At 66.6% G+C, this 25807-nt stretch carries 18 protein-coding genes and 1 tRNA gene; 9 read left to right on the top strand and 10 right to left on the bottom strand.

The features are described from left to right. Window positions 1–2: 2 nt before the first annotated feature. Window positions 3–725 (bottom strand): (Fe-S)-binding protein, encoded by a 723-nt coding sequence (locus DFS13_RS23800; protein WP_069353447.1) that lies wholly within the window; start codon window positions 723–725, stop codon window positions 3–5. 183 nt (window positions 726–908) lie between these two features. Here DFS13_RS23800 and DFS13_RS23790 point away from each other — a divergent pair, with 183 nt between their 5' ends. Then, window positions 909–1718 (top strand): IclR family transcriptional regulator, encoded by an 810-nt coding sequence (locus tag DFS13_RS23790; RefSeq protein WP_006478384.1) that lies wholly within the window; start codon window positions 909–911, stop codon window positions 1716–1718. Window positions 1719–1831: 113 nt separating this feature from the next. On the opposite strand, the gene pbpG is transcribed toward DFS13_RS23790, so the two are convergent. After that, window positions 1832–2998 carry a D-alanyl-D-alanine endopeptidase gene (gene pbpG, locus DFS13_RS23785; RefSeq protein WP_006481981.1) on the bottom strand — a complete coding sequence of 389 codons (1167 nt, stop codon included), beginning with the start codon at window positions 2996–2998 and terminating at the stop codon, window positions 1832–1834. Between the two features lie 232 nt (window positions 2999–3230). Next, on the bottom strand, window positions 3231–3365 hold the full coding sequence (locus tag DFS13_RS40890; RefSeq protein ID WP_006481977.1) for a hypothetical protein: 135 nt from the start codon (window positions 3363–3365) through the stop codon (window positions 3231–3233). 287 nt (window positions 3366–3652) lie between these two features. Here DFS13_RS40890 and DFS13_RS23780 point away from each other — a divergent pair, with 287 nt between their 5' ends. Next, the gene (locus DFS13_RS23780; RefSeq protein WP_006481973.1) at window positions 3653–4219 is read left to right on the top strand and encodes a phasin family protein; all 567 of its coding nucleotides are present in this window, start codon (window positions 3653–3655) and stop codon (window positions 4217–4219) included. A 198-nt stretch (window positions 4220–4417) separates the two neighbouring features. On the opposite strand, the gene lpdA is transcribed toward DFS13_RS23780, so the two are convergent. The 3 genes from lpdA to aceE form a co-directional block, all read right to left on the bottom strand. After that, a complete protein-coding gene (lpdA, locus tag DFS13_RS23775) occupies window positions 4418–6187 on the bottom strand; it encodes a dihydrolipoyl dehydrogenase (RefSeq protein WP_006481971.1) in 1770 nt (589 codons plus the stop codon). A gap of 277 nt (window positions 6188–6464) precedes the next feature. After that, window positions 6465–8108, bottom strand: coding sequence for a dihydrolipoyllysine-residue acetyltransferase (gene aceF / locus DFS13_RS23765; protein WP_012492711.1), 1644 nt, complete (start codon window positions 8106–8108; stop codon window positions 6465–6467). Between the two features lie 66 nt (window positions 8109–8174). Then, a complete protein-coding gene (aceE, locus tag DFS13_RS23760) occupies window positions 8175–10871 on the bottom strand; it encodes a pyruvate dehydrogenase (acetyl-transferring), homodimeric type (RefSeq protein WP_006482558.1) in 2697 nt (898 codons plus the stop codon). Window positions 10872–11144: 273 nt separating this feature from the next. Here aceE and fixL point away from each other — a divergent pair, with 273 nt between their 5' ends. From fixL to DFS13_RS23740, 4 genes are all read left to right on the top strand, one after another. After that, window positions 11145–13661: an oxygen sensor histidine kinase FixL gene (gene fixL / locus DFS13_RS23755; protein WP_012492712.1), complete on the top strand. Its 2517-nt coding sequence runs from the start codon at window positions 11145–11147 to the stop codon at window positions 13659–13661. Next, the gene (gene fixJ, locus DFS13_RS23750) at window positions 13658–14296 is read left to right on the top strand and encodes an oxygen response regulator transcription factor FixJ (protein WP_006493245.1); all 639 of its coding nucleotides are present in this window, start codon (window positions 13658–13660) and stop codon (window positions 14294–14296) included. The genes fixL and fixJ overlap by 4 nt, the downstream gene beginning before the upstream one ends. A gap of 242 nt (window positions 14297–14538) precedes the next feature. Beyond that, window positions 14539–15399, top strand: coding sequence for a bifunctional methylenetetrahydrofolate dehydrogenase/methenyltetrahydrofolate cyclohydrolase FolD (folD, locus tag DFS13_RS23745; RefSeq protein ID WP_006482550.1), 861 nt, complete (start codon window positions 14539–14541; stop codon window positions 15397–15399). Between the two features lie 244 nt (window positions 15400–15643). Then, window positions 15644–17731: a M3 family metallopeptidase gene (locus DFS13_RS23740; RefSeq protein ID WP_006482545.1), complete on the top strand. Its 2088-nt coding sequence runs from the start codon at window positions 15644–15646 to the stop codon at window positions 17729–17731. Window positions 17732–17790: 59 nt separating this feature from the next. Here the strand turns inward: DFS13_RS23740 and dinB are convergent, their stop codons facing one another. Beyond that, the gene (gene dinB, locus DFS13_RS23735; RefSeq protein WP_006496799.1) at window positions 17791–18966 is read right to left on the bottom strand and encodes a DNA polymerase IV; all 1176 of its coding nucleotides are present in this window, start codon (window positions 18964–18966) and stop codon (window positions 17791–17793) included. Between the two features lie 165 nt (window positions 18967–19131). Between dinB and DFS13_RS23730 the strand changes: the two genes are divergently transcribed. Both DFS13_RS23730 and DFS13_RS23720 read left to right on the top strand, forming a co-directional pair. Then, window positions 19132–19824: an aspartate/glutamate racemase family protein gene (locus DFS13_RS23730; RefSeq protein WP_060265366.1), complete on the top strand. Its 693-nt coding sequence runs from the start codon at window positions 19132–19134 to the stop codon at window positions 19822–19824. Between the two features lie 295 nt (window positions 19825–20119). Beyond that, window positions 20120–20923, top strand: a complete 804-nt coding sequence (locus DFS13_RS23720; RefSeq protein WP_034201545.1) for a DUF3472 domain-containing protein — start codon at window positions 20120–20122, stop codon at window positions 20921–20923. 97 nt (window positions 20924–21020) lie between these two features. On the opposite strand, the gene DFS13_RS23715 is transcribed toward DFS13_RS23720, so the two are convergent. Next, window positions 21021–21097, bottom strand: a tRNA-Met gene (locus tag DFS13_RS23715). Window positions 21098–21281: 184 nt separating this feature from the next. On the opposite strand from DFS13_RS23715, the gene xth reads away from it, so the two are divergent. Then, the gene (gene xth, locus DFS13_RS23710; RefSeq protein WP_034201544.1) at window positions 21282–22058 is read left to right on the top strand and encodes an exodeoxyribonuclease III; all 777 of its coding nucleotides are present in this window, start codon (window positions 21282–21284) and stop codon (window positions 22056–22058) included. A gap of 19 nt (window positions 22059–22077) precedes the next feature. On the opposite strand, the gene DFS13_RS23705 is transcribed toward xth, so the two are convergent. Both DFS13_RS23705 and ntrC read right to left on the bottom strand, forming a co-directional pair. Next, a complete protein-coding gene (locus DFS13_RS23705) occupies window positions 22078–24186 on the bottom strand; it encodes a prolyl oligopeptidase family protein (RefSeq protein WP_111442205.1) in 2109 nt (702 codons plus the stop codon). A gap of 88 nt (window positions 24187–24274) precedes the next feature. Further along, window positions 24275–25801, bottom strand: coding sequence for a nitrogen regulation protein NR(I) (gene ntrC, locus DFS13_RS23700; protein WP_012492714.1), 1527 nt, complete (start codon window positions 25799–25801; stop codon window positions 24275–24277). Window positions 25802–25807: the final 6 nt, after the last annotated feature.

The raw sequence follows: 25807 nt of genomic DNA, 5'->3' as shown, positions 1-25807 counted from the left end.
CGTCAGACGTCGCCCGCCAGCACCTGCGCGACGTGCAGCACGCGCGTGTCGCGGTCGCCGGTGCGGCGCAACCGCCCTTCGATGTTCAGCATGCAGCCGAGATCGCCGAGCACGACGGTGCCCGCGCCCGACGCGCGCACGTTCGCGCATTTCTCGTCCGCGATGGCCGCCGAGATGTCGCCGTACTTGACCGCGAACGTGCCGCCGAAGCCGCAACAGTGCTCGCAATCCTTCATCTCGGTCACCGCGACGCCGCGCTGCGCGAGCAGCGCGCGCGGCTGCGCCTTCACGCCGAGCTCGCGCAGGCCCGAGCATGAATCGTGATAGGTGACCGGCCCGGCGAATTCGCCCGGCGCGAGCGACACCTTCGCGACGTTCGCGAGGAAATCGGTCAGTTCGTGGACTTTCTGCTGGAATCGCGTGTAGCGCCCCATCAGTTCAGGGTCATCGCGGAACAGGTCGCCGTAGTGCGTGCGGATCATCCCGCCGCACGACCCCGACGGCGCGACGACGTAGTCGAACTGCTCGAATTCGCGCAGCGTCTTTTCCGCGAGATCGCGCGCGAGCGCACGGTCGCCCGAGTTGTAGGCCGGCTGGCCGCAGCAGGTCTGCGCGGGCGGCACGATCACCTCGTAGCCGGCGTCGCGAATCAGCTTGAGCGCCGAAAAGCCGATTTCGGGGCGCATCAGGTCGACCAGGCAGGTGACGAACAAACCGACTCGCATACGTGCTCCTTCGAGAAAACGGCTCTCATTATCCGACGTTTGGCCAGCAAGACCAACGCCGGCCCGCGCGCAAGCCCGCACTGCGTGAAACGAGGACTTCCTCGAACGGCGTTCGCTTTTTTCACAATACGAGATACAATCGTTGCAACACCGCTTGACGCGTCAACCGATTCCTCCCCCGACATGAGCCAACCCACCCCGGATTCAAAAACGTCGATCCAGGTGATCGAACGCATGATGCGGTTGCTGGACGCGCTCGCCGCGCACAGTGACCCGGTCAGCCTGAAGGAACTTGCGCAGCGCACGGAGCTGCACCCGTCGACCGCGCACCGCATCCTCAACGACATGGTGACCTGCCGCCTGGTCGACCGCTCGGATCCCGGCACCTACCGCCTCGGCATGCGGCTGCTCGAGCTCGGCAATCTCGTGAAGGCGCGCCTGTCGGTGCGCGATGCGGCGCTGATGCCGATGCGCGAGTTGCACCGCCTCACCGGGCAGACCGTGAACCTGTCGGTGCGCCAGGGCGACGAGATCGTCTATATCGAGCGCGCGTACTCCGAGCGCTCGGGCATGCAGGTCGTCCGCGCGATCGGCGGCCGCGCGCCGCTGCACCTCACGTCGGTCGGCAAGCTGTTCCTCGCGGCCGACGAAACGTCGCGCGTGCGTGCCTATGCGACGCGCACGGGGCTGTCCGGCCATACGCAGAACAGCATCACCGACATCGCGAAGCTCGAGCGCGAGCTGACGATCGTCCGCCAGCAATCGTGCGCGCGCGACAACGAGGAGCTCGAGCTCGGCGTGCGCTGTATCGCGGCCGGCATCTACGACGATTCGGGCAAGCTCGTCGCGGGCCTGTCGCTGTCGGCGCCGGCCGACCGCCTGCAGGACGCGTGGCTCGGCCAGTTGAGCCGCACGGCGCTCACCATCTCGGAATCGCTCGGCTACCGGCCGGCGCCCGAGAAGGACGTGGACGGGTTGCAACGGCAGGCGTAAGCCGCGCCGTCGGCCCGGTTCCCGCTCCGGTGTGTCGCCGGACGAAAAAAGCCCCGCGATTGCGGGGCTTTTTCGTTGCGGCGATCGATACGGCGGCGAACCGCCGCACACGATCAGGTGCCGCCGCTCGGCGTGTTGGCCGCCGTCAGGCGTTCGCCGCCGCCGGCATCGAGCCAGTTGCGCAAGCGCGACGCGTCGGCGAAGCGCGAGTACTTGCCGAACGAATCGAGCAGCACCATCACCATCGGCCGGCCGTGGATCGTCGCCTGCATCACCAGGCATTCGCCCGCTTCGTTGATGAAGCCCGTCTTCTGCAGGCCGATGTCCCACGAGCCGTTGCCGCGGATCAGCGCGTTGGTGCTGTTGTAGACCAGGTTGCGCTTGCCCGTGTACACCTCGTAGGTGCGATCGGTCGAGAACTGGCGGATCATCGGGTACTGGTACGCCGCATTGACCATCTTCACGAGATCGCGCGCGCTCGACACGTTCGAGCTCGACAGGCCGGTCGAATTCTCGAAGTGCGTATCGGTCATGCCGAGCGACTTCGCCTTCGCGTTCATCGCCGCGATGAACGCCGGACGGCCGCCCGGGTAATAACGCGACAGCGCGGCGGCCGCGCGGTTTTCCGACGCCATCAGCGCGATGTGCAGCATGTCCTCGCGCGACAGCACCGAGCCGACCGACAGGCGCGAGCCCGTGCCCTTCTCGTAGTCGCGGTCTTCGTCGGTGACTTCGAGCTGGTCGGTCATCGGCGACTTCGAGTCGAGCACGACCATCGCCGTCATCAGCTTCGAGATCGACGCGATCGGCACGACCGCGTGCGAATTCTTGTCGAACAGCGGCTCGCCGGAATTCTGGTCGACGACGTACGCGACGCTGGAGCGCAGCGCGAGCGCGTCGGGCGTGTCGTGCAGGCCGAACGCCTGGCCGACCGTCGGACGGCGCGGCTGGAACGCGACCTTGCGCACCGCGCCGCGATGGCCGCCGTGCACGTTGTTCGCCGCGAGCGTCACGCGCTTTCGCGACGCTTTCGCGCGCGGCGCATCGGCCGCGGCGACCTTGGCGGATTTATCGGGGGTCGCCTTGGCCGACTTCTTCTTCGCTGACGAAGCAGGAGCGACGGCTTTTTTCTTGGCGGCTTGGGTCTTCGCAGTGGCGGCGAAGGCATCGGCAGGCGTGACGGACGCGGTGGTCGCCAGCAACGCGACTGCGACCGACACAGCCGTGCCGAGCGTCATGCTCTGCAACAATCTGCGCGGTGAAAACGATTCGGCTTTCATTGGGGTCTGGACAAAGCGGGCGGGAGGTTTCCGCAAGTGTAGTTAAAGCTGAAAAAAAGAGCAATATTAGGCACTTACCGATCGTCGTTAAACCGGAATGTAAGGGTCGGCCAACCTCCGGCCAATCGACCCTTCCGCTCCCATCGAAAAAATCCATGGGATGCACTGCCCGACAGCGCCCGTCTCCCGATTACCACACGGTTAATTGAGATAACGTCACTTCGGAGGCAATTTAAAGCGGGGAAAGTACGTATCCGGCGCTCGGCGTGCCAAAGGCGCCGGCCTCGACCGTGGCGGCGGCACGTCGCCACGGCACGCGCATCGAAACGGCGCGCTTTTCGACAGGAACAGAAGGATAACGTTCCATGGGCCTGTCAGGTTTACCTGTGCGTGATCATGGTGCAGCGCGCTTGCCCCGCCGTCGTGCGCACCATCTGGGAACAAGCCTGAAACCGATTCCGAACCGCTACGATAACTCGTTGTTTTATCGATAATTTGCCGCGATTGTGCAACGCACAAAAAATACTTGACATCCGTTTTCTCTGCCCTAAAATAGGCCTCATTGCTGCGTTGCACAAAGCACGCATCGCCGAAGTTCCCCAGCGTAGTGCCCTTTACCCTGCGATCGACGCGATCGCTTTTCAGGAGCTTGACATGTCCTTGCTGACCCCCGAGCAAATCGCCGCCGCCCAGAAAGCCAACCTCGAAAGCCTGTTCGGTCTGACGACCAAGGCGTTCGAAGGCGTCGAAAAGCTGATCGAACTCAACCTGCAGGTCGTGAAGTCGACGCTGGCCGAGGGCCAGGAAAACGCGCAGCGTCTGCTGTCGGTGAAGGACGCGCAGGAACTGATCGCGCTGCAGGCGAGCCTGTCGCAGCCGGTCGCGGAAAAGGTGCTGTCGTACGGCCGTCACCTGTACGAAATCGCATCGTCGACGCAAGCCGAGTTCGCGAAGGTTGCCGAAGCGCAATTCGAAGAGCAGAACAAGAAGGTCCAGGCGCTCGTCGACAACGTCGCGAAGAACGCCCCGGCCGGTTCGGAAACGGCTGTCGCCGCACTGAAGTCGGCACTGAACGCTGCGAACACCACGTACGAAACGGTTCAGAAGGCCACGAAGCAAGCGGTCGAAATCGCTGAAACGAACTTCAACGCCGCTGCTGCCGTCGCAACGAAGGCTGCCACCGCCGCTGCCGCACGTCGTTCGAGCAAGCCGGCCGCGTAAGCGTCCCCTGCTCCTGAAAGAGCCGCGCCCAGCGCGGCTTTTTCGTTTCTGGCGCCGGAACATGGGGGCGTGGGCGAGCGGCAACGGCGCTCCGCCTTCTAGCCTGTCGCGCGCACACCAAAGAAAACGCCGCCGCCCGGATGATCCGGGCGGCGGCGTTTTTTTCGGGCCGGCGCGTGGCCGGCCGCGCCGTTCGCGTTACTTCTTGCGCTGCGGCGGCAGGTCCGTACAGACGCCTTCGTACAGCTCGGCGGCCATGCCGACCGATTCGCCGAGCGTCGGGTGCGGATGGATCGTCTTGCCGATGTCTTCCGCGTCCGCGCCCATCTCGACCGCGAGGCACACTTCGCTGATCAGGTCGCCCGCGTTCAGGCCGACGATCGCGCCGCCGATCACGCGATGGGTTTCCTCGTCGAAGATCAGTTTCGTGAAGCCTTCGTCGCGGCCGTTCGCGATCGCACGGCCCGAAGCGGCCCACGGGAACACGGCCTTGCCGTACTTGATGCCTTCGGCCTTGCACTGGTCTTCCGTCTTGCCGGCCCACGCCACTTCCGGATCGGTGTAGGCCACCGACGGAATCTGCAGCGCGTCGAAGTACGCCTTCTCGCCGTGCGCGGCTTCCGCGGCAACGTGGCCTTCGTGCACGGCCTTGTGCGCGAGCATCGGCTGGCCGACGATATCGCCGATCGCGAAGATGTGCGGCACGTTCGTGCGCATCTGCTTGTCGACCTCGATGAAGCCGCGATCCGTAACCGCGACGCCGGCCTTGTCGGCACCGATCTTCTTGCCGTTCGGGCTGCGGCCCACCGCGACGAGCACGAGGTCGTAGCGCTGCGCTTCCGCCGGCGCCTTCTCGCCCTCGAACTTCACGTAGATGCCGTCTTCCTTCGCTTCCGCGCCGACCGTCTTGGTCTTCAGCATCACGTTGCCGAAGCGCTTCGCGTTGTACTTTTCCCAGACCTTCACGAGATCGCGGTCGGCGCCCATCATCAGGCCGTCCATCATTTCGACGACGTCGATCTCGGCGCCGAGCGTCGAGTACACCGTGGCCATTTCGAGGCCGATGATGCCGCCGCCGATCACGAGCATGCGCTTGGGCAATTGGCGCAGTTCGAGCGCGCCCGTCGAATCGACGACGCGCGGGTCTTCCGGCATGAACGGCAGCTTCACGGCCTGCGAGCCCGCGGCGATGATCGCCTGCTTGAACTTGACGACCTTCTTGCCGTTTTCGCCCTGCACTTCCATGTGGAACGGATCGACGAACGCGCCGACGCCGGTGACCACTTCGACCTTGCGTGCCTTCGCCATGCCGGCGAGGCCCGTCGTCAGCTTCTTGACGACGCCGCCCTTGAAGTCGCGCAGCTTGTCGAGATCGACTTGCGGCTTGCCGAACGTGATGCCGTGCGACGCGAGCGCCGCGGCTTCCTCGACGACGAGCGACGTATGCAGCAGTGCCTTCGACGGGATGCAACCGACGTTCAGGCACACGCCGCCGAGCGTCGAGTAGCGTTCGACGAGCACGGTCTTCATGCCGAGGTCGGCCGCGCGGAACGCGGCCGAGTAACCGCCGGGGCCGGCGCCGAGCACGAGCATGTCGCACTCGATGTCGGCCGCGCCGCTGTAGCTGCCGGCTTGCGGCGCGGGTGCCGGCGCGGCGGCCGGGGCCGGTGCAGCTGCTGCGGCCTTCGGCGCTTCTGGTGCTTTCGCGGGTGCGGGCGCGGCTGCGCCAGCCGACGCTTCGACGATGGCGATGACGGTGCCTTGCGAGACTTTCTCGCCGGCCTTGACCTTGACTTCCTTGACGGTGCCGGCGACGTCGCTGGGCACTTCCATGGAGGCTTTATCGGATTCGAGCGTGATGAGCGTTTGCTCTTTTTCGATCACGTCGCCGGGTTTCACGTTGACTTCGATGACATCGACGCCGCTGAAATCGCCGATATCCGGAACCTTGACTTCGATGAGACTCATGACTGTCCCCTTCTTGATTGACTGCAGACAGAGGGGGAGGAACCCGCGAAAGAACCTGACTACGGCCGGGCAAAAACCACAACCCTGGGCATGACCACCTTTGCCGTCCGCCCAAGGACGCGCCTTTCTTTTGGTTACTTTTCTTTGGAAGACAAAGAAAAGTGACCGCCGCCCCGCGCAGGGGCGACGCTAGCAGACCGTTAGCGCAACAGGTTCAACGAAAGGGCGTAGAGAACCAACAACAAACCCACGCCCCCGCGAGCCACCTCCCCGCTCATCAAAGAATGATGCGACGGAAATCGCCGAGCAACGCGCCGAGATACGCATTGAACCGCGCGGCTTCCGCGCCATCGATCACGCGATGGTCATACGACAGCGACAGCGGCAGCATGAGACGCGGCACGAACTGCTTGCCGTCCCACACCGGCTTCATCTGGCCGCGCGACAACCCGAGGATCGCCACTTCCGGCGCGTTGATGATCGGCGTGAAGTTCGTCCCGCCGATCCCGCCGAGCGACGAGATCGAGAAGCAGCCGCCCTGCATCTGGTCCGGCTTCAGCTTGCCTTCGCGCGCGGCCTTCGACAGGTCGCTCATTTCCTTCGCGATGTCGACGAGGCCCTTCTTGTCCGCATCGCGGATCACCGGCACGACGAGGCCGTTCGGCGTATCGGCCGCGAAACCGACGTGGAAGTACTGCTTGAACACGAGGTTGTCGCCGTCGAGGCTCGCGTTGAAGGTCGGGAATTTCTTCAGCGCGGCGACGACTGCCTTGATCACGAACGCGAGCATCGTGAACTTCACGCCCGCCTTTTCGTGCTCCTTGTTCAGCTGGACGCGCAGCGCCTCGAGCTCGGTGATGTCCGCTTCGTCGTTGTTCGTGACGTGCGGGATCATCACCCAGTTGCGATGCAGGTTCGCGCCCGAGATCTTCTTGATGCGCGACAGCGGCTTCGCCTCGAACGGGCCGAACTTCGAGAAGTCGACCTTCGGCCACGGCAGCAGGTTCAGCTCGCCGCCGCCTGCCGGCGCGGCTGCCGCGCCCGGCGCCGCACGCTGGCCCGTCATCACGCCCTTCACGAAGCCCGTGACGTCTTCCTTCGTAATGCGGCCCTTCGGACCCGAACCCTGCACGCGTGCGACGTCGACGCCGAGTTCGCGTGCGAACTTGCGGACCGACGGCGATGCGTGGCTGGCGCGGTATTCGCCCGACGGCGCGGCGGCCGGGGCGGCGGCTGCCGGTGCCGGCGCAGCCTTCGCAGGCGCGGGCGCCGGTGCAGCGGCAGGCGCGGGCGCGGCAGCGGCCGGAGCCGGTGCGCTGGCCTGCGGTGCGGCAGCCGGTGCGCCGGCGGCTTCGAGCAGCACGATCAGCGTGCCTTCCGACACCGAATCGCCCACCTTGACCTTGATGTCCTTCACGACGCCGGCGGCCGGGCTCGGCACGTCCATCGTCGCCTTGTCCGATTCGAGCGTGACGAGCGACTGTTCCTTCTCGACCGTGTCGCCGACCTTTACGCCGATCTCGATCACCGGAACGTCCTTGTAGTCGCCGATGTCGGGCACCTTCACTTCGAGCGTGCCGCCGGATGCTGCCGGGGCGGCAGCGGGCGCAGCAGCGGCCGGCGCCGCTGCGGGAGCCGGCGCTGCTGCCGGCGCGGCCGCGCCGTTCGCCTGGGCGCCTGCGCCGCCTTCGAGCAGGACGATCAGCGAGCCTTCCGACACGGAATCGCCGACCTTGACCTTGATTTCCTTCACGACGCCGCCGACCGGGCTCGGCACGTCCATCGTCGCCTTGTCCGACTCGAGCGTGACGAGCGACTGCTCGGGCTCGACCGTATCGCCCACCTTCACGCCGATCTCGATGACCGGCACGTCCTTGTAATCGCCGATATCCGGCACCTTCACTTCGATCGCTTGACTCATCTGTTTCTGTCTCCATGGCCGCGCGCTCCTCGCGGGAGCGGCGCGCGGCATCACACGGCGTGTGCGTTAAACGGTCATCGGGTTGGGCTTGGACGGATCGAGGTTGTACTTGGCGATCGCGTCCGCGACCACCTTGCGCTCGATCGTGCCTTCGTCGGCCAGCGCGTTGAGCGCGGCGACGGTGACCCAGTGACGGTCGACCTCGAAGAAGTGACGCAGCTTCTCGCGGGTATCCGAACGGCCAAAGCCGTCGGTGCCCAGCACGACGAAGCGGCGATCGATCTGGCCACGGATCTGGTCGACCAGCGCACGGACGTAGTCGGTCGATGCGATGACCGGGCCCTGCGTGTCCTTCAGGCACTTCTGCACGTGCGACAGGCGACGCTCTTCGGTCGGATGGAGCAGGTTCCAGCGCTCGACCTCATGGCCTTCGCGCGCGAGTTCCGTGAAGCTCGGCACGCTCCACAGGTCAGCGGCGACGCCCCAGTCGTTCTTCAGCAGGTCGGCGGCGGCGATCACTTCGTTGAAGATCGTGCCCGCGCCGAGCAGCTGGACGCGCGGCGCCTTCTTGTCGGCGTCGGCCTTCTTGAACGCGTACATGCCCTTGATGATGTCGGCCGCCACGTGCTCGCCCTGCGGAATCGCCGGGTGCTCGTAGTTTTCGTTCATCACCGTGATGTAGTAGTACACGTCTTCCTGCTCCTGCACCATGCGGCGCAGGCCGTCCTGGATGATCACCGCGAGTTCGTAGCCGAACGTCGGGTCGTAGCTCACGCAGTTCGGCACCGAGGCCGCCCACAGCAGCGAGTGACCGTCTTCGTGCTGCAGGCCTTCGCCGTTCAGCGTCGTCCGGCCCGCCGTGCCGCCCAGCAGGAAGCCGCGCGAACGCATGTCGCCCGCGGCCCACGCGAGGTCGCCGATCCGCTGGAAGCCGAACATCGAGTAGAAGATGTAGAACGGCACCATGATCTCGCCGTGCGTCGAATACGACGTCGCCGCCGCGATCCAGTCGCACATGCCGCCCGCTTCGTTGATGCCTTCCTGCAGGATCTGGCCGGTCTGCGATTCCTTGTAGAACATCAGCTGGTCGGAATCTTCCGGCACGTACTTCTGGCCCTCCTGGTTCCAGATACCGATCTGGCGGAACAGGCCTTCCATGCCGAACGTACGCGATTCGTCCGGGACGATCGGCACGACGCGCTTGCCGAGCGCCTTGTCCTTCAGCAGGATGTTCAGGATCCGCACGAACGCCATCGTCGTCGAGATCTCGCGGCCTTCGCCCGTGCCCTTCAAGAGCGGCTCGAACGCGTCGAGCGCCGGCACCGGCAGCGACGTCGCCTTCTCGCGGCGGTGCGGCAGGTAGCCGCCGAGGTCCATGCGCTTCTGGCGCATGTATTCGAGTTCCTTCGAACCTTCCTCGAACTTGAGGTACGGCACGTCGGCGATCTGCTCGTCGGTGATCGGCAGGCGGAACTGGTCACGGAACTTCTTCAGTTGCTCGACCGGCAGCTTCTTCTGCTGGTGCGTGATGTTCATCGCCTGGCCCGACTCGCCCATCCCGTAGCCCTTGATGGTCTTCGCGAGGATGACGGTCGGCGCGCCCTTCGTGTTCGTGGCTTCGTGGAACGCCGCGTAGATCTTGTGCGGATCGTGACCGCCGCGGTTCAGCGCCCAGATGTCGTCGTCCGACCAGTCGGCGACCAGCGCCTTCAGTTCAGGCGTGTTGAAGAAGTGCTCGCGCACGTACGCGCCCGACTCCGACTTGTACGTCTGGTATTCGCCGTCGACGCACTCCATCATGCGGCGCATCAGCGCGCCCGACTTGTCGCGCGCGAACAGCGCATCCCAGCGGCTGCCCCAGATGACCTTGATCACGTTCCAGCCGGCGCCGCGGAATTCCGATTCGAGTTCCTGGATGATCTTGCCGTTGCCGCGCACCGGGCCGTCGAGACGCTGCAGGTTGCAGTTGATCACGAACACGAGGTTGTCGAGCTTCTCGCGGCTCGCCATGCCGATCGCGCCGAGCGATTCCGGCTCGTCCGTCTCGCCGTCGCCGAGGAACGCCCACACCTTGCGGCCTTCCGTCTTCGCGATGCCGCGCGACTCCAGGTACTTCATGAAGCGCGCCTGGTAGATCGCCATGATCGGGCCGAGACCCATCGACACGGTCGGGAACTGCCAGAAATCCGGCATCAGCCACGGGTGCGGGTACGACGAGATGCCCTTGCCGTCGACTTCCTGGCGGAAGTTGTCGAGCTGCTCTTCCGACAGACGGCCGAGCAGGAACGCGCGCGAGTACACGCCCGGCGACGAGTGGCCCTGCACGAACACGAGATCGCCGCCGTGCTGGTCGGACGCTGCGTGCCAGAAGTGGTTGTAGCCGACGTCGTAAAGCGTCGCGGCCGACGCGAACGACGCGATGTGGCCGCCGACGTTCGTGTCCTTGCCTGCGCGCAGCACCATCGCCAGCGCGTTCCAGCGCGTGTACGAACGGATGCGGTGCTCGATGTCCTGGTCGCCCGGAATCTTCGCCTGGGCTTCGACCGGAATCGTGTTGATGTACGGGGTATTGGCGGAGAACGGCAGGTGTTCGCCGTGCATGCGGGCGAATTCGATCTGCTTTTCGATCAGGTAATGCGCACGGCCAGTGCCCACGGAGGAGATCACGCCATCGAGCGACTCCAGCCACTCGACGGTTTCTTGCGGGTCGTCGTCACGTTCGGCGGCGACATATTTCATCACTTCGTTCGGTACAGCGGACATTCTCGTCTCCTGGGTCCTGGAATGTGAGGATCGCTCTCGTGCAGACGACGCGACGCGGCCGGCTGCGGGCAAGCTCCAGCGGATTGTAATGAGCGTGGACGGGCCCGCGCAACAAAATTTTCGAATTGTGAGATCTTTTCTCGCAATGCGGAATATTGCTGCGCTGCACCCATATTTCGGGGCTCTCCGGCACGTCTCGTCGGAACAAAACCGTTTCCGTTCAACATATCCGGTATAGGTTTTCCATGTATTGCGCTGCGCTACAATCCTGCCATGTTGACCGATCGGCTTTTCGCACGCTCGGCGCGACCGCCGGGCCCGCCGGCGGAGTCGCAGCCGTCCCGTTGGCACCACGGACCGTGGTGGTCCAATTCCTATTTGCTGACGCCGCTGCTGTCGATCCTGGTGTTCCTCGTGGTGATGAGCCTCATCCTGTGGAGCCTGAACCGGCGCGAACAGCAGCAGCAGGAAGACACCCTGTTTCGCAACGTCGCGTGGGCCCAGCAGCAGATCCGCCTGTCGATGACGGGCGCGCAGGAACAGTTGCAGGCGCTGTCGCGCGATCTCGCGTCCGGCCGTCTCGACCAGAATGCATTCCAGATGGCCGTCGCGGACGTGATGCAGACGCATCCGGAAATCCTTTACCTGAACTGGTATACGGCGCCCGGCGTGCAACGCTGGCCCACCGTGCATCCGCCGCTGCTCGGCCAGCGCCTCGCGAAGCCCGGCGACGCACAGATGCAGGACGCCGTGCGCGGCGCGTACGACGAGGCGCGCAGCACGCGCCGCCAGGCCTATTCGCCGCTGATCTACGACGACTTCGGTAACGGCTTCATCACGTTGCAGACGCCCGTGATGCGCGGCGACCGCGACTATCTCGGCTCGATCGCCGCGGTGTTCTCGGTCGAGGGCATCCTGAAGCACGACATCCCGCAGGAACTGTCGTCGAAGTACAAGATCTCGATCACCGATTCGAACAACCGCGAACTGTCGTCCACGTCGACACGCCCGCGCCTGCCGCGCGACTCCCACTACGATCTGCCGCTCGACCCGCCCGGCCAGGGGCTGACGGTGCGCGTGTATGCGTTCCCGCAGCTCACCAACCTGACCAACAACACACTCGTGTGGCTCGTCGCCGGCCTGTCGTGCTTCGTGCTGTGGAGCCTCTGGAGCCTGTGGAAGCACACGCGCCAGCGCTTCGAGGCACAGCAGGCGCTGTACGCGGAAGCGTTCTTCCGCCGCGCGATGGAAAACTCGGTGCTGATCGGCATGCGCGTGCTCGACATGCACGGCCGCATCACGCACGTGAACCCTGCCTTCTGCCGGATGACGGGCTGGGACGAAACCGATCTCGTCGGCAAGGTCGCACCGTTCCCGTACTGGCCGCGCGACGCGTACCCGGAAATGCAGCGCCAGCTCGACATGACGCTGCGCGGCAAGGCGCCGAGCTCGGGCTTCGAGCTGCGCGTGCGGCGCAAGAACGGCACGCTGTTCCATGCGCGCCTGTACGTGTCGCCGCTGATCGACAGCTCGGGCCGCCAGACCGGCTGGATGTCGTCGATGACCGACATCACCGAGCCGAAGCGCGCACGCGAGGAACTCGCCGCCGCGCACGAACGCTTCACGACGGTGCTCGAAAGCCTCGACGCCGCGGTGTCGGTGCTCGCCGCCGACGAAGCCGAGCTGCTGTTCGCGAACCGCTACTACCGCCACCTGTTCGGCATTCGTCCGGACGGCCACCTGGAGCTGTCGGGCGGCGGCTTCGACCGCGCGCAGGCGTCGTCCGACTCGATCGACATGGTCGACGCGTTCGCGGGGCTGCCGGCCGCCGCGCTGACGAGCAGCACCGCCGATGCGCAGGAGGTGTACGTCGAGAGCATCCAGAAGTGGTTCGAGGTGCGCCGCCAGTACATCCAGTGGGTGGACGGCCACCTCGCGCAGATGCAGATCGCGACCGACATCACGACCCGCAAGAAAGCGCAGGAGCTCGCGCATCAGCAGGAAGAAAAGCTGCAGTTCACGAGCCGATTGATGACGATGGGTGAAATGGCGTCGTCGATTGCTCACGAATTGAATCAGCCGCTCGCCGCGATCAACAACTACTGCTCGGGTACGCTCGCGCTCGTGAAGAGCGGCCGCGGCACGCCCGAGACGCTGCAGCCCGCGCTGGAAAAGACCGCGCAGCAGGCGCTGCGCGCGGGGATGATCGTCAAGCGGATCCGCGAATTCGTGAAGCGCAGCGAGCCGAAGCGCCAGCCGGCGCGGGTCGCGGACATCGTCGCCGATGCGGTCGGGCTGGCCGAAATCGAGGCCAGAAAGCGCAGGATCCGGATCGTCACGGAAATCCTCGCAAGAATGCCTATTATTTATGTCGACCCCGTGCTGATCGAACAGGTGCTGATGAACCTGATGAAGAACGCAGCCGAGGCGATGGCCGACGTGAAGCCGGCGTCGGCGGACGGCGTGATCCGCGTCGTCGCCGACATCGATGCGGGCTTCGTCGACATCCGTGTGATCGACCAGGGCCCGGGCGTCGATGAAGCGACCGCCGAGCGCCTGTTCGAACCGTTTTACAGCACCAAGTCCGATGGCATGGGCATGGGGCTGAACATCTGCCGTTCGATCATCGAATCGCATCGGGGGCGTCTGTGGGTGGTCAACAACGTCGAGCCGGATGGCCGCATTTCCGGCGCGACGTTCCACTGCAGCCTGCCCATTGGGGAACCCGCTGATCTCGGCCAAGGGGGGCGCGAGGCATCGGCATCACATACCGTTACGGGAGAACTATGAATAGCCCTGTCACCACCACTCAGGAAACCGTCTTTGTCGTCGACGACGACGAGGCCGTACGGGACTCGCTGCGCTGGCTGCTGGAGGCGAACGGCTATCGCGTGCAATGCTTCTCGAGCGCCGAGCAGTTCCTCGATGCCTATCAGCCGGCGCAGCAGGCCGGCCAGATCGCCTGCCTGATCCTCGACGTGCGGATGTCGGGCATGAGCGGCCTCGAATTGCAGGAACGCCTGATCGCCGACAATGCCGCGCTGCCGATCATCTTCGTCACTGGTCACGGCGACGTGCCGATGGCCGTGTCGACGATGAAAAAGGGTGCGATGGACTTTATCGAGAAACCGTTCGACGAAGCCGAGCTGCGCAAGCTCGTCGAGCGGATGCTCGACAAGGCCCGAAGCGAAAGCAAGAGCGTGCAGGAGCAGCGTGCCGCGAGCGAACGCCTGTCGAAGCTGACCGCGCGCGAGCAGCAGGTGCTCGAGCGGATCATCGCCGGCCGCCTGAACAAGCAGATCGCCGACGACCTCGGCATCAGCATCAAGACGGTCGAGGCGCACCGCGCGAACATCATGGAAAAGCTCAACGTCAACACGGTGGCCGACCTGCTGCGCCTCGCGCTGTCGAAGAAGCAGGCCTGAGCGGGTTCTCCGGCCGCGGCGGCACGGCCCGCCCGGCCCGCCACCGGTATTTGCCGCCCCGCGCGATGCGGCCCACTCGTGCGGCGGCGGCCGTTCCTCCCGGCGCGCACGCGCCGCGGCCATGACGCTTCCCGTTGATTCGCTGTCGGACGGCAGCAGGCGAACGGTATAATTACGTGTTTTGCTACGGCGCTTCGCGCGTCGTACGCCCGCATTCCAACTTCCCGGCAGGACCCACCACCATGACAGCCCTCCTCATCGACGGCAACGCCCTCTCGAAGACCCTGCGCGGTCAGGCCGCCGAGCGTGCCGCCGCACTGACCGCCCGCGGCCACCAGCCCGGTCTCGCGGTGATCCTCGTCGGCGAAAATCCGGCGAGCGAAGTCTACGTGCGCAACAAGATCAAGGCCTGCGAGGACAACGGCTTCTTCTCGCTGAAGGATGCGTACCCGGCCACGCTGTCCGAAGCCGACCTGCTCGCGCGCATCGACGAACTGAACCGCGACCCGAAGATCCACGGCATCCTCGTCCAGTTGCCGCTGCCCGCGCACATCGACAGCCACAAGGTGATCGAGGCGATCGCGCCGGAAAAGGACGTCGACGGCTTTCACGTCGCGAACGCCGGCGCGCTGATGACCGGCAAGCCGCTGTTCCGCCCGTGCACGCCGTACGGCGTGATGAAGATGTTCGAAGCGCACGGCATTGCGCTGCAGGGCGCGAACGCGGTCGTGATCGGCCGCTCGAACATCGTCGGCAAGCCGATGGCGATGATGCTGCTCGACGCCGGCGCGACCGTGACGATTTGCCACAGCAAGACGCGCGACCTCGCCGCGCATACGCGCGAGGCCGACATCGTGGTCGCCGCGGTCGGCAAGCGCAACATCCTGACCGCCGACATGGTGAAGCCGGGCGCGACGGTGATCGACGTCGGCATGAACCGTGACGACGCGGGCAAGCTGTGCGGCGACGTCGATTTCGCGGGCGTGAAGGAAGTCGCCGGCTACATCACGCCGGTGCCGGGCGGCGTCGGTCCGATGACCATCACGATGCTGCTGATCAACACGATCGAATCCGCCGAACGCGCCGCGGCCGCCGCGGCCTGACGCGCCACCCGCCCAGCCGGCGCGCGCTTCCGTGCGCCGGTGTCTCGCCAGCCGCAATCGCCCGGCTGCATCGCGCCAGCCGGCGCGCCCCGCTGCGCATCCGACCCTGCATCAATCGCGTCATTAGAAACTAACGATTGGAAAGCGCACGATGCGCCCCAATAATGTCGGTATCGGGCGCGTTCGCGCGCCGCCGCCGTTACCCTTTTCATCCCGGTTCATCCGGCAACAGACAGGGAGTCTTATGTCCGCCAGCGCCAACACCAATCCGCTCCTCGACTTCTCCGGCCTGCCCCGTTTCGGCGAGATCCGCCCGGAACACGTGACGCCCGCGCTCGATACGCTGCTCGATGCCGCCAGCCGCGCCGTCGAAGCCGCGAGCGCGAGCGACACGCCGTCGACGTGGGCCGCCGTCGTCGAGACGGTCGAGCGGGCCACGGAGCCGCTCGGCCGCGCATGGGGCATCGTCGGCCACCTGAATGCGGTCGCCGACACGCCCGAACTGCGGGCTGCGTACGGTGAAAACCTGCCGCGCGTGACCGAATTCTGGTCGAGCGTCGGCCAGAATCTCGCGCTGTACGAAAAGTACAAGGCGATCGCCGCGAGCGCCGAATACGCGACGCTGTCGGCCGAGCGCAAGAAGATCCTCGACAATGCGCTGCGCGACTTCCGCCTGTCGGGCGCCGAGCTGCCGGAGGACCAGAAGCCGCGCTTCGCGGAACTGCAGGAACAGCAGGCCGCGCTGTCGAAGGCGTTCTCCGATCACGTGCTCGACGCGACCAACGCGTACGCGTACTTCGCCCACGACGAAGCCGAGCTGGCCGGCCTGCCCGGCGACGCGATCGAGGCCGCCCGCGAAGCCGCGCAAAAGGACGGCAAGGAAGGCTGGAAATTCACGCTGCATTTCCCGTCGTACTTCCCGGTGCTGCAGTACGCGGACAACCGCGCGCTGCGCGAGACGCTCTACCGCGCCTATGCGACGCGCGCGTCGGAGCTCGGGCCGCAATACGGCGACGGCAAGGCCGAATGGGACAACACGGCGATCGTCGCCGACGAGCTGAAGCTGCGCCGCGAAGAGGCGCAGATGCTCGGCTACCGCAATTTCGCCGAAGTGTCGCTCGCGCCGAAGATGGCCGAATCGCCGCAGCAGGTGATCGCATTCCTCGAGGATCTCGCGACGCGCGCCCGCCCGCACGCGGACAAGGACTGGGACGAACTGCGCACGTTCGCCGCGAAGGAGCTCGGCCTCACCGAGCTCGCCCCGTGGGACGTCGCGTACGCGGCCGAAAAACTCCGCCAGCAGCGCTATGCGTTCTCGGAAAACGAGGTCAAGCAGTACTTCCCGGAACCGGCCGCGCTGAAGGGCCTGTTCACCGTCACCGAAACGCTGTTCGGCGTGCGGATCAAGCCGGACGACGCGCCGGTGTGGCACAAGGACGTGCGCTTCTTCCGCGTCGAGAACCGCGACGGCTCGCTCGTCGCGCAGTTCTACCTCGACCTGTACGCACGCGAAGGCAAGCGCGGCGGCGCGTGGATGGACGACGCGCGGTCGCGCGCGAAGCGCGGCGGCGACGTGCAGACGCCCGTTGCGTACCTGACCTGCAACTTCTCCGCGCCGGTCGGCGGCAAACCCGCATGCTTCACGCACGATGAAGTCATCACGCTGTTCCATGAATTCGGCCACGGGCTGCACCACATGCTCACGCGCGTCGACGAGCTCGGCGTGTCGGGCATCAACGGCGTCGAATGGGATGCGGTCGAACTGCCGTCGCAGTTCATGGAAAACTTCTGCTGGGAATGGGACGTGCTGTCGTCGATGTCGTCGCACGTCGACACGGGTGCGTCGCTGCCGCGCGAGCTGTTCGACAAGATGATCGCCGCGAAGAACTTCCAGAGCGGGCTCGGCACGCTGCGCCAGATCGTGTTCTCGATGTTCGACATGCTGCTGCACGTCGACTTCGACCCGGCCGGCACCACCGGCGTGACCGCGTTCGCACGCGAGATCAACGAGCGCTATCACGTGATCCCGCAGGCGCCGTTCTCGCGCTGGCCGAACACGTTCAGCCACATCTTCGCGGGCGGCTATGCGGCCGGGTACTACAGCTACAAGTGGGCCGAAGTGCTGTCGGCCGATGCGTACGCGGCGTTCGAGGAAGCGGCCGCCGCCAGCGGCAGCGTGCTCGACGCGGCAACCGGCACGCGCTATCGCCGCGAAATCCTCGAGGTCGGCGGCAGCCGTCCGGCGATGGAATCGTTCAAGGCGTTCCGCGGCCGCGAGCCGCAGATCGACGCGCTGCTGCGCCACAACGGGATGGCCGCGTCCGCGCACTGAGCGCGCGTAGCCCGGCTCGTCCGGCCGCATCGACAGGCACCGCTTCGGCGGTGCCTTTTTCATGGCGCGGGCGTGCCGTCGCCCACTTCGTCGTCGAACAGCAGGAATTGCCCGTGGCGCTCGGCCGTGTCCTCGTCGATGCGCACGCCGACGCCCAGCAGCCGAACCGGCTGCGCGCGCCGCAGCAACCCCTTCGCGAGCAGCGTGACGGCCGTCTCGGCGTTGGTCGCATCGGCCACGCACTCGACCGTCGTGCGCTGGAAATCGGCGAAGCGGATCTTCACGTACAGCTTGCGGATCGACCGCACGGCGCCCGCGCGCTCGATCCGCGCGTCGAGTTGCACGACGAGGCGGCGGATTTCGTCCGCGCATTGCTCGAGCGTCGTCAGGTCGGTCACGTAGGTCGTCTCGACGCTGACCGACTTGCGCTCCTGGTCGGCCTGCACCGGCCGCTCGTCGATCCCGCGCGACAGCTGGTACAACCGCCGCCCGAACGCGCCGAACTCGCGGTGCAGGTCGATCAGCGGCCAGTCGCGCAACTGCGCGCAGGTCTGGATGCCGAGCCGGTCGAGCCGCGTGGCCGTCACCTTGCCGACGCCGTGCAGCTTGCGCACCGGCAGCGCCGCGACGAACGCATCGATCTCGTGCGGCCGCACGACGAACAGCCCGTCGGGCTTGTTCCAGTCGGACGCGATCTTCGCGATGAACTTGTTCGGCGCAACGCCCGCCGACACGGTTACGCCGACCGTCTCGCGCACCCGCTCGCGGATCTCGCGCGCAATCAGCGTCGCACTGCCCTGGCAACGTTCGGACCCGCTGACGTCGAGATAGGCTTCGTCGAGCGACAGCGGCTCGACGTCCGGCGTGTAGTCGCGATAGATCGCCATGATCTGCCGCGACGCCGCGCGATACTTGTCCATCGCGGACGGCAGGATCAGCAGGTCCGGACACTTGCGCATCGCCAGCGCCGACGACATCGCCGAATGCACGCCGTAGCGCCGCGCCTCGTAGTTGCAGGTCGCAATCACGCCGCGCTGGTCGGGACGGCCACCGACCGCGAGCGGCCGGTTGCGCAGCGACGGGTCGTCGCGCATCTCGACCGACGCGTAGAAGCAGTCGCAGTCGCAATGAATGATCTTGCGCATGCGCGGCGGCGCGTCGCCGGGTGGCGGCGCGTGCGGATCGGCAGGCGGAATGGTGGTCGGGCTCACGGTGCCGATACTGTACAAAAACACAGTTCCGGTTTCAACTGCCGCGTGCGGCCGAAGCCGGCCGCCCGTAGCCGGCCACGCGCAACCGGCTGCGCCGTACCGGCCCGGTTCGCGCGGATCGTACCGGCCGGGCACGGGCAGCGACACCTATACTCGTCTGCCGCGAGACACGAAACGCAAAGGTGACGGATGAAGACGATCGGACTGATCGGCGGCATGAGCTGGGAATCGTCGGCCGAGTACTACCGGATGATCAACCGGCACTCGAAGGCATTGCACGGCGGGCATCACAACGCGAAGAGCGTGCTGGTCACGGTCGACTTCGCCGACATCGAAGCGCTGCAACGCACGCACGACTGGGCCGCGCTCGGCGAGCGGATGGCCGACGCCGCGCGGCAACTCGAAGCAGCGGGCGCCGACCTCGTCGTCCTGACGACCAATACGATGCATCGGGTGCACGACGCGATCGAGACCGCGGTGACGCTGCCGTTCCTGCACATCGCCGATCCGACCGGCAGCGCGCTGCGCGCCGCGGGTGTCGAGCGCGTCGCGCTGCTCGGCACGCGCTACACGATGGAGTTGCCGTTCTACGCGGCGCGGCTGCGCGAGAAGTTCGGGCTCGACGTGCTGGTGCCGGACGAACCCGGGCGCGACGACGTGCACCGGATCATCTACGACGAGCTGTGCCACGGCGTCATCTCGGCGCAATCGCGCGCGACGTACGTGTCGATCATCGACGCACTGGCCACGCGCGGCGCACAGGCGGTGATCCTCGGCTGCACGGAAATCACGCTGCTGATCGGTGCGGACGACTCGCCGCTGCCGGTATTCGATACGACCGCGCTGCATGCGAAAGCGGCCGTCGAGTGGGCGGCGCGCTGAACGACACACGCCGTCGCGTACCGACACGCGTCGCCGAATGGCATCGCCGCATTGTTTCGTGCGCCGGGATTCACTCTCCCGACGTACGCGTCGCGGCTCGCCCGACGCCCTGCTCTCGCCCGTCACACGGGCCGGTACGAACGGCCCGCGCATCACGCGCCCCGGTTCACACGGACGCGTCGACACGACGGCTTGTCCCTTGGTAATAAAGTGACTGCAAATTGGTACGCGAGCAGCGCCACCGCAATCGACGCTGCTCGTCGCGGTCTCTTTTCCACCAACGGGAAACAGGAACATGAAAAGACTCAGCACCGTATTCGGCGCGCTGCTCGCCGTGTCGGCCACGCTCAACGCGCATGCCGACCCGAATATCGCCGCATCGGCCGCCACGACGCCCAGCGACGGCTTCGATCGCATGACGTGGGACATCACGCCTGAAGTCGTGCCGACCGAGGTCAACGCCAGCTACTACTGGGCCAACCAGTTGTCGTCGCAACATGGCGGGCACGCGATGTACACCGGCATCCAGCCGCGCACCCGCGGCACCAACGTAGTGATCTTCAGCGCGTTCGGCACCGGCACGGCGCCGCTGTCGGCGAATTGCCGCGGCGGCGCCGACGGCGGTTCCGGCACGTCGTGCTCGATCGCCTACCCGTGGAAAACCGGCCGTGCGTATCGGCTGCAGGTCACCGTGACGCAGGCCAATCGCAGCGACGGGCGCTCGACCGTCGACGGCTTCATCACGGACGTCGCCACCGGCGCCACGACGCCGACCGGCAGCATCGCGGTGCCGGCGGACTGGGGCGGCCTGTCGAGTTCGGCTTATCTGTTCGACGAATACTTTCCGTTCAATGCTGCGTCGAAGGACCCGATGCAGCGGCCATGCGTGCCGTACGCGCGCTACATGACGTCACTGCCGCATTTCTACCTGAAGGATGTGGACTACCCGACGACCGAGCGGTCGATCCGGCTGAATACGGGGAAGGACAAGTGCGCGGTGCTGTCGGGCACGCCGAACGCGCGGGCCACGCTGGTCAACACGACGACCTATCAGCTCGAGAACGGCTTCCTGCCCGGGAGCCCGGGCGCGCCGAAATAACAGGCGGACGCGGAAAACAAAAAACCCGGCACGGAGCCGGGTTTTTCGTGGACGAAGTGCGCATCGGTCAATTGCGCCGCACATCGTCTGGTGTGCTTGGTTGCGGGGACAGGATTTGAACCTGTGACCTTCGGGTTATGAGCCCGACGAGCTGCCAGACTGCTCCACCCCGCGTCAGAGAAATAAATTATAGGGTGAGGAAGTACTCACGTCAATACTTTTGTCACAATTTCCGGTTCTGCTGCCCGAGCGGCAATGCGTGACACATGCGCGAGCCTGCATGACCTTGTGCGTTCGCACCCCATGCTCGCGGTAAGATGGCGGCCTTCGCATTCACGCCGCACGCACCCTCCCGTTCATGAAAATCGCCACCTGGAACGTCAATTCGCTCAACGTCCGCAAACAGCACGTGCTCGACTGGCTCGCGCAAAGCGGCACCGACGTACTGTGCCTGCAGGAGCTGAAGCTGCCGGACGAGAAATTCCCGCGCGCCGATCTCGAGGCGGCCGGCTACCGCAGCTGGTTCACGGGCCAGAAGACCTACAACGGTGTCGCGATCCTCGTGCGCGACACGCTCGTCGTCGACGAATCGGACGTCGTGCGCAACATCCCCGGCTTCGACGATCCGCAGCAGCGCGTGATCGCCGCGACGGTCGACGGCGTGCGCATCGTGTCCGCCTACTTCCCGAACGGCCAGGCGCTCGACTCCGACAAGTTCGTCTACAAGATGCAGTGGCTCGACGCGCTGCAGGCGTGGCTGCGCACCGAGCTGCAACGCTACCCGAAGCTCGCGCTGCTCGGCGACTACAACATCGCGCCGGAAGACCGCGACGTGCACGATCCCGCGAAATGGGAAGGCCAGAACCTCGTGTCGCCGCAGGAGCGCGCGCACTTCGCGCAGCTGATCGAACTCGGCTTCGTCGATGCGTTCCGCCGCTTCGAGCAGCCCGAGAAAACCTTCACGTGGTGGGACTACCGGATGATGGCATTCCGCCGCAACGCGGGGCTGCGCATCGACCACATCCTGCTGTCGCCGGAACTCGCGGCGACCTGCGCGTCGTGCGAAGTCGATCGCACGCCGCGCACGTGGGAGCAGCCGTCCGACCACACGCCCGTCGTCGCGATCGTCGGCTGATCTTCCGGCCCGCGCGCGATCAGCGCCGCGCGGGCGCCGGCCCGAGATGGGCCCACAGGAAGCCGAATTCGGCCGCATCGGCTTCCGCGCGTTCGAGATCGTCCGCGCTGCCGTGGCCGCCGTCGGTGTTCTCCCAGTACCACACCCGTTCGTGACCGAGCGCCTGCATGCGCGCCGCCATCTTGCGCGCATGCGCGGGATGCACGCGGTCGTCGCGGGTCGACGTCGTCAGCAACAACGGCGGATACACGACCCCTTCGCGCACCCGGTGATACGGCGAATACGCGGCCAGCGCCGCGCCTTCGCGCGGGTCGTCCGGGTCGCCGTATTCGTCGAGCCATGCGGCGCCCGCGTGCAGCTTCGGATAGCGCTGCATGTCCAGCAGCGGCACGCGGCACAGCACCGCGCCGAACAGCTCCGGCCGCTGCATCATGCACGCGGCGACCAGCAGCCCGCCGTTGCTGCCGCCCTCGATCCCGAGCTGCGCGGCGCTCGTCACGCCGGTCGCGGCCAGATCCTCGGCGACCGCGATGAAATCGTCGAACGAACGCTGACGATGTTCACGCTGCGCGTCGGTGTGCCAGCGCGGCCCGAATTCGCCGCCGCCGCGGATGTGCGCGAACGCCATCACGCCGCCGCGTTCGAGCCATCCGATGCCGAACGCATCGCTGTAGCCCGGCAGGTTCGGGATCGCAAAACCGCCATAGCCCGACAGCAGGCATGGCCGGGCGACGCGCGCCCCGCCCGGCGGTGCGTCGAGCGCATCGCGCGGCCCGATCAGCGTGTACGGCACCACCGTGCCGTCCCGCGAACGCGCGCTCGCGCGGCGGACGACCAGCCCGGCCGCGTCGAACTGCACCGGCGGCCGGTCGAGCAGCACGCGGCGCGACGGCGCATCGTCCGCGCGATCGGCCAGATCGGCCAGCCAGCATTCGGGCGGATCGAGGTAGGTGTCGACGTCGACGTACACCTCGTCGTTCAGCGTCGACTCGACGGGCTCGACGTCGATCTGCGCATCGCCCGGCCAGTCGAACGGCCGCGCATCCCACGTCCACGACCCGTCGTCGGCCTGCCGCGGCTGCCACAGCATCGTACGGTTGTGCACGTCGTCGAGCCAGCTCGCGATCAGCGTCGTGCGCGTGTGCGTCCACGTACAGGCGGATGTGGTCGGCCGCGGTGCGAACAGCGTCGTGAATTCGCGCGCGCCGGCGAGGAACGCCTGCTCGCGAATCGCCAGCAGCGAGCCGCCCGCGTAGCGCACACCGTCGCAATCCCAGTCGAGGCGCGGCTCCAGCACGAGCCAGCCTTCCCAGAACCCGACCTCGACATGCGTCGGCACGTCGTAGCGCGCCCATTCGCCCGCGTCGGTCAGCCGGTACGCGTGCGCGTCGAAGAAATCGACGCTGCGCCACGCAACGTGGCGGCGGTCGATCGGGTCGTACCACGCACCCGCGCTGATGTCGTCCGGCTCGCCGCTGAACACGACGGGCGCGTCGGCGAGCGCCGTGCCGCGCACCCAGCGCCGCGCTTCATACGGATAACCGGCTGCAGTCGCATGCGCTTCGCCGCGATCCCAGCTCACGTACACGGTGTCGCGGTCGATCCAGCCGACCGTGTGATGGCCCGGCGCGTCGATCGTGAAGCCGCCGTCCACGAACCGGCGCTCGACGAGATCGAATTCGCGCACGACGACCGCATCGGCGCCGCCCGGCGACAGCGACAGCAGCACGCGATCGCCGTCCGGATACAGGATCGCCTCCTGCTCGAACACCCACGACTCGCCCTCTTCGGCGCCGAGCGCGTCGACGTCGAGCAGCGTCTCCCACGCAGGTTGGCCGGCACGCCAGTCGGCCCAGCGCGTGCGGCGCCACAGTCCCTTCGGATGAAGATCGTCCTGCCACAGGTCGTACGCCCAGTCGCGCCAGCGGGTCGGAATCACCGGGCGTTCACGCGGCAGATACGCTTTCGCGAGACGCGCGGTCAGCGCGCGATAGGCATCGTCGTCGCGCAGCGCGGCGCGCGTACGCGCATTCTGCTCGTCGACCCACGTGCGGGCGCGCTTGCTGTCGAGCGCTTCGAGGAAACGGAACGGGTCGGCCCCGGCGGGCCAGCGGAAGGATTCGGACATGGAGGATCGGCGGAATGGCAAGCTGCATGCAAACCGCGATTATGTCCGATCGCGGCAGGCGCGGGCCCGCGCCTGCCGCGAATCGTGCTCAGGGCTCCAGATGGAGCTCCTGGATCTTGCGCGTGATCGTGTTGCGGCCGATGCCGAGCCGCTCCGCGGCCTCGACCTTGCGGCCGCGCGTGAAGTCGAGCGCCTCGCGAATCACGGCCGCCTCGAAGCGGCGCGCGAGTTCGTCCATCACGTCGGCCGAGTTCTCGCGCAACAGCCGCGCGACTTCGGTGCGCAGCCCGTGCTCCCACAACGGGTAGCCGGCCGGCACGCTGCCGTTCGGCGCGCTCGCGGCGGGCGCGGCGGCCAGCGGCGTCGCGCCGATCGCGGCAGGCACCGCTGCAACATGGCCGCCGCTGCCGTGCGCGTCCGCACCGTCGCCCGTCGCGACGACGGGCGCCACGGGCGCGCCGGCCGGCACGAGGTCGGGCGGCAGATCCTTGATCTCGACCGTCTGCGCGGGCGCCATCACGGTCAGCCAGTTCGCGAGGTTCTCGAGCTGCCGCACGTTGCCGGGAAACGGCAGCGACGTCAGGTACGCGAGCGCGTCGTCGGACACGCGCTTCGGCTCGACGCCGAGATCGCGCGCGCTCTTCTGCAGGAAGTGGCGCGTGAGCAGCGCGATGTCCTCGCTGCGTTCGCGCAGCGGCGGCAAGCGCAGCCGGATCACGTTGAGCCGGTGGTAAAGGTCCTCGCGGAACAACCCCTGCCGCACGCGCGACTCGAGATTCTGGTGTGTCGCGGCGATCACGCGCACGTTCGCGCGCAGCGGGTTGTGCCCGCCGACGCGATAGAACTGCCCGTCCGACAGCACGCGCAACAGGCGCGTCTGCAGGTCGAACGGCATGTCGCCGATTTCGTCGAGGAACAGCGTGCCGTTCTCGGCCTGCTCGAAGCGGCCCTGCCGCGTCGTCTGCGCGCCGGTGAACGCGCCGCGCTCATGGCCGAACAGCTCGGATTCGAGCAGGTCCTTCGGAATCGCCGCCGTGTTCAGCGCGATGAACGGGCCGTTCGCGCGCGGGCTGTGACGGTGCAGCGCCCGGGCGACCAGCTCCTTGCCGGTGCCCGATTCGCCGGTGATCAGCACGGTCGCGGCCGAATGCGACAGGCGGCCGATCGCGCGGAACATGTCCTGCATCGCGGGCGCCTGGCCGAGCATCTCGGGTGCTTCGGCCACGCGCTCGTCCTGCGGCGCGCCGCCGCGCAGGCTTTCTTCCACCGCGCGGCGAATCAGCTCGACCGCCTTGTCGACGTCGAACGGCTTCGCGAGGTATTCGAACGCGCCGCCCTGGAACGCCGCGACGGCGCTGTCGAGATCGGAGAACGCCGTCATGATGATGACGGGCAGGCCCGGCAGCCGCTCGTGCATCGCCTGCAGCAACTCGAGGCCCGAGCCGCCCGGCATCCGGATGTCGGACACGAGCACCTGCGGCGTCTCGTGGTCGAGCGCGGCCAGCGCATCGCGCACGTTCGCGAAGCTCTTCGTCGCGAAGCTGTCCCGGGCGAGTGCCTTTTCAAGCACCCAGCGGATCGATTGGTCGTCGTCTACTATCCAGATCGGCTTCATAGGTCG

Origin of the sequence: Burkholderia sp. 28_3, assembly GCF_003253915.1 — a bacterium.
Classification (GTDB): Bacteria; Pseudomonadota; Gammaproteobacteria; order Burkholderiales; family Burkholderiaceae; genus Burkholderia; species Burkholderia cenocepacia.
Note: the sequence above shows the minus strand (reverse complement) of the source record. Positions and strands in the feature narration are given on the sequence as shown.